The 4,878-nt window shown below is 33.0% G+C and carries 7 protein-coding genes; 6 read left to right on the top strand and 1 reads right to left on the bottom strand.

Going from position 1 to position 4,878, the window contains the following annotated elements; all coding sequences use genetic code 11:
- The 4 genes from RHTP_RS09195 to RHTP_RS07325 all read left to right on the top strand — a co-directional run.
- The coding region (locus tag RHTP_RS09195; RefSeq protein WP_171005777.1) for a transposase at positions 1 to 183 on the top strand (183 nt) is incomplete at its 5' end.
- A gap of 141 nt (positions 184 to 324) precedes the next feature.
- The gene (locus tag RHTP_RS07315; RefSeq protein WP_138107474.1) at positions 325 to 1,428 is read left to right on the top strand and encodes a BTB/POZ domain-containing protein; all 1,104 of its coding nucleotides are present in this window, start codon (positions 325 to 327) and stop codon (positions 1,426 to 1,428) included.
- 541 nt (positions 1,429 to 1,969) lie between these two features.
- Positions 1,970 to 2,296, top strand: a complete 327-nt coding sequence (locus RHTP_RS07320) for a hypothetical protein (protein ID WP_138107475.1) — start codon at positions 1,970 to 1,972, stop codon at positions 2,294 to 2,296.
- Between the two features lie 231 nt (positions 2,297 to 2,527).
- Positions 2,528 to 2,836: a hypothetical protein gene (locus RHTP_RS07325; protein WP_138107476.1), complete on the top strand. Its 309-nt coding sequence runs from the start codon at positions 2,528 to 2,530 to the stop codon at positions 2,834 to 2,836.
- Between the two features lie 78 nt (positions 2,837 to 2,914).
- On the opposite strand, the gene RHTP_RS07330 is transcribed toward RHTP_RS07325, so the two are convergent.
- The gene (locus RHTP_RS07330) at positions 2,915 to 3,832 is read right to left on the bottom strand and encodes a hypothetical protein (protein WP_138107477.1); all 918 of its coding nucleotides are present in this window, start codon (positions 3,830 to 3,832) and stop codon (positions 2,915 to 2,917) included.
- A 271-nt stretch (positions 3,833 to 4,103) separates the two neighbouring features.
- On the opposite strand from RHTP_RS07330, the gene RHTP_RS07335 reads away from it, so the two are divergent.
- The gene (locus RHTP_RS07335; RefSeq protein WP_138107478.1) at positions 4,104 to 4,391 is read left to right on the top strand and encodes a hypothetical protein; all 288 of its coding nucleotides are present in this window, start codon (positions 4,104 to 4,106) and stop codon (positions 4,389 to 4,391) included.
- A gap of 21 nt (positions 4,392 to 4,412) precedes the next feature.
- Entirely contained in the window at positions 4,413 to 4,676 is a 264-nt protein-coding gene (locus tag RHTP_RS07340) for a hypothetical protein (protein WP_138107479.1), read from the top strand.
- Positions 4,677 to 4,878: the final 202 nt, after the last annotated feature.

Genomic DNA, 4,878 nt, shown 5'->3' on the forward strand with positions numbered 1-4,878 from the left:
ATTTGCTACCTTGAAAAGCAACGTTGGGTCGTTGAGAGAACGATTTCTTGGTTAAAGACAGGCTTTCGTCGCCTTACAGTGCGCTGGGAAAGAAAGGCAGTATATTGGAATGGTCTATTAATGTTTGGACTACTTGGCTATTGGATGAATTTCTTAAGTCGGCAAGTATCTTTAAAACAATAAATTTAATTCAAGATAGGTTCATATAATATTTGTTTTTCCTATATTAAAAACAATAAACTAAATTGCAGTGAAATTACCTGTGTAATTCATAGCAATCAACTAAAATTAAATCAGCTAGATTTTATTAAACATATCATTCAATTGATCGATAAGATTGATGCTACGGCTTTAATCCTTCAAAATGAAAAAGATTCTAAATATGAAAATCTTCTTTCCTTTAATTCTTACCTTGAAAAAAGTCTTTTAATTTTTATTTCTAATGATCATTCTAAAGAATTGGAAGTCGTCCAATGGGTAAAAAATAGAATAAATACAGATAATATAACCTATTACTTATCAATGTTTAGTTTAGGCCCAAACATTATTTTATCAATTGCTTGCACAGCTTACTTAGAAAAAAATAAGCCACTCCCAAAGAATTGCCAGGAACATTTAATAAAAAGCCCTAGAAATGCTCTTTTCATATTAAATGCAGGTTGCTTAGCCAAAGATGATCTTGTCATTAAAACAGTTTGGGAAATCATCTTTTTAAATAAAAACTTTGAAATCTTTAAAGCTGATGAAAAAATTACTTCTCTTGATTATCTCCTTAATAAAAAAGAATTCAGCAACCAAACTTTAATCGTAGGTGACTCGCAAAATCCTCAAGAAATTTTAGTAAACAGAGAAATTCTATCTCAAAGAAATCTTTATTTCCATGCACTTTTTCAAACAAATTTTTTAGAAGGATCTCTGATTGCTATTATACTCAAAGATCAAGATCATACAAAGAAATTACAAAACATCGATTACGAAGGGTTTTTGTATTTACTTCGTTACATTTATACCGGTGATGTCGATGTTCCCCTAGATCTTTGCCTAACTGTCAGTCATTTGGCAGATCTCTATTTAGAACCGAATTTAAAAAAAATATGCGATAAAAAGAAATGGGATCAAGCTGTTCTATCTCTCAAACATAAAAACTTAATAGGGAAATTTCAAAGTTCTCATTACGAGGAGTTCTTCTATCTAGTTCATGAGATTTATACAGGTAAAACCGATATATCCTCTGTTATTACGCTCAAAGATCTAAATATAGAAACACTACAAAACACCGATTACCAAGCTGTATTGTACCTACTGCATTACATCTACACTGGAGATGAGAATGTTCCTTCAAATCTTTGCTCAGATGTAAGCCGTTTAGCAGATGACTATTCAGAGCCTGATTTAAAAAAAGCATGTGATCAGAAAACTTGTAGATAAAAAATCTGTTCTTTTAAAAAATTTACCTTGGAAAAAATTGATAAACCTCTATGCAAATAACTTAAGAATTCTTATAAAAATAAGAGCTTAAATTTTAACACAACAAACCCTACTTTATTTCCTAGTAAAACTCTTCTTAAAAATAAATTATTTACACATAAAATGAGTTTGGAAGCGTTTGATATTTAGACATTTCAAAATAATTATCCGGAATAAAAAAACTTCTTGTTGACTTATCTTTTTTTTATTATTAACATATATTTCTTTTAAACACGAAGAGTTGGAGAAATGAAAGTTTTTTAGTTTTTAAACCTACTAGTACCAAGATCCTCCAAAAAATCAAGGTGTAGATAAAAACTTAACAACTCTAAGTGTTTAAAAGAACTAAAAGGGAGAGGAACCTTTTATGGCTAACTAGAAGTTAGATGCCCAGGATCAAAAAGCAATATACTTTTGCAAAATCATCATCGTGATGATTAAAATCCTGACTAGTATTTAATGAACTAGAAAAAGTGTGTGCTTAACACACAAGAGGTGTCTCATGACATGGTCAACAAACAATGATCTAACAAATCCTTTTTCTGCAAGAAGTATGACCGACCGATATTTGACGGATCAAGCTTTAAAAAATGAGCGTTCCAAAATGAATCAATTAAATAGAAATGATCCTACACGTTTAAGTGGTTCAAGCAGTTCAAGTAATGATACACAATCTGCTAAAGTGACTTCATATAAGTTTACTCCTGCTTCTAGTAATGGAAGTACACAACAAAGTTCTTTTGAAACATCTACAAGCTCGAAGAGCTCAGGAAATTCTAGCCTTAGTGGTAGAGTAACTGGTACAAATAAAAATTGTTCTCTCTTATAAATGTCCAGTTTTTAAAGTTTAAATAACGCTTCTATTAGCTTCTTAAATAAGAAGCTAATAGAAGCTAAATATCTTAAAAGCAGATGAGTTTTTTTTAAAAAGGTGAACTTTATTGTTTAGTTTCACCTTAAAATGATCATTCAGATGGTTTTGTTATAAAAGAATTAAAGTGCTGACTAATAATTTAATGAATTAGGAAAAGTGTGTGCTTAACACATCAAGAGGTATCTTATGACATGGTCGACAAACAATGATTTAACAAACCCTTTTTCCGCAAGAAGTATGACTGACCGATATTTAACGGATCAAGCTTTAAAAACTAATCGATCTGAAATGGGGAAACTATTTAAGAGGCGCTTAAGCAATGAAAGTGAAAGTGAAAGTGATGATGATATGCAGGCAACTCGAGCTAAAGTAACCGCAAGGTCAAATCCTGATTACAAACCTTTATCAATCAGATATATAAAAACTGTGCCAAACAGCGGAAAATCTTCCTTTAGTTTGAAGGAACTCATATTATATTTTTGTTGCATACGATAAGAGCTCTTAAATTTTATAAATTCAAAATAAGCATTCTGTTAGCTCCTTCTTTAAAAAGCTAACAGAAGCTCTAAAGTTTTACCCTTTAAGACTTGATGAGTTGCTTCGGAAAGCATCAAAATCTTTTAACCTGTCAATTTCTTTATTAAGACCATCAGCTGTTTTTTCTTGTTGGGCTTGAGTATTTTCTTTTGTTTGCTGTTCATTGGTGTCTTTCTGAGATTCGGACCTTTTTATATCTCCTAAACCCTGAAATACATGATACAAACCTTGCCCCGGTGCAGCTAAACCTTGAATTTTTCCTGCTTTAGCCTGAATAGCATCTTTATTAGTTTCATATTCTCTCTCCACCTGTCTAATAGGTCTATAGCCTTCCTTTCCAGTCATTTTACCTTGAGCATTCTCCTTTTCTACCATTTGAGCTTCTTCTGTTTGCTCTTCTGGTTCAGTTTGTTTGCAAGATTGCACCTCTTCTTGCGCATCATAAAAGATTTCTTCTTCTATTTCTTCTAATATAGGTTCATCTCCAAGTGCCTCCACTTGTACTGTGATATCGGAGTCCTCTACCTCTTCTATAGGTGGGTTTACCGATTCTGCAGGAAGCTCTTCCTTTGGATTCATTGTATTTTTATTGATCTCCGCTAACTTATTATCACGCCATGCTTTTACTTCAGCAAGCTCTGCAGCACTCTTACATCCAGCTACACCTTGAGCCACTCCTGTTCCAGCAAGAATAGCACCGCCTCCTAACTGAAGAAGACCTGCTTTTGCGGTCTCATCAGCAGAAGAAAAACCCGCCTTTATGCTTGCAAGGTTTGATTCGGTTCTGGCTTTACTGAGTACCTCTGAAACTTTTATAAGGATGTTGCATAACATCCATAGTGCAGCTTGTAATTTAGCCTGTGTATTAAAGGGGCCATTAGCTTGTCCAAGAGATGTACTTGGTGCTTTTTCTAATATTTGAGATTTAAGTTCTGTAGTTGGTGATTCTGACATAAGACCCTCCTATTATTTTTAAGTAATTTTGTTGTCTAATTGCAGATTTATATCTTTATAATAATAAAGATTAGCTCTTTTTTATTATATTAACACACTTTATTGTAATTAACAATTTAGACATCCTATAAATATATAAGAACAAAATTGAATTACCAGGAGAGTTATCTGCAAATTTATTTTTTTTCTTTCTTTTTTCTTGTAGAGAAGACCGAACCCACTGTTCACTATTTTCAACTGTTCAATATATATTGAACAGTAGGAGATCCTAATGAAAGGTCGATTTCTAGTGAGTTCAAATGAAGAACCTGTTGAAGGCAATATCTATGCTGATAAGTCATCGCTTATTCTTGATTGGCTTTTAAGAGAAGGAATGAAAAAACAAGGGATTGCCTTAAGGGAAGTGGCTAAAGAAGTAGGGGTAAGTGTCGGTCTAGTTCAACGGGTTTTTGGAGTTTTGGTATTAGGGGGGATTCTCCAAACCAAAGGAATAAGAACGGCTAAGAGATTTTTCTTTAAAAAATCAAAGCTTCTTCTTGAGAGCTGGTTAGACCACTAAAACATCAAGAAAAAGTGTAAGATGAGGACTTATCGCTCAGGCTTGTCTGAAAAAATAGAACTTCTTGATGCACTAAAGAAATCAAAATTCAATCAGAAAGTTGTACTAGCTCTTTATTCTGCAGCTGAAGCTTATGGATATAAAAATACCAATTTGAATACTCTTGAAATCTATATGCTTGATCCATCTGATAGATCAAAACTCGAAGATGTTCTTCAATTAGATCCCCAAGAAAGAGGATATGAAGTTCTGCTTATTGAGCCCTATTATGAGAGCTTACTTTGATATTGCAACCATTTTTTAGACACTTAGAACATAAATTTTTCTATCTTCATTCGTATCGTCTCCGCGAGCTATGCAGGGCTCGCTTGCGATATCTTCATTAAAACTTTTCTTTTTATATCACTCTCTCAGCTGTACAATTCCATGCAGCCTCAAAATCTATAGGCGACACATATCCTAAAGTCGAATGCAATCTTTTGCGGTT

The sequence above is a fragment of the Candidatus Rhabdochlamydia sp. T3358 genome, from assembly GCF_901000775.1.
GTDB lineage: Bacteria > Chlamydiota > Chlamydiia > Chlamydiales > Rhabdochlamydiaceae > Rhabdochlamydia.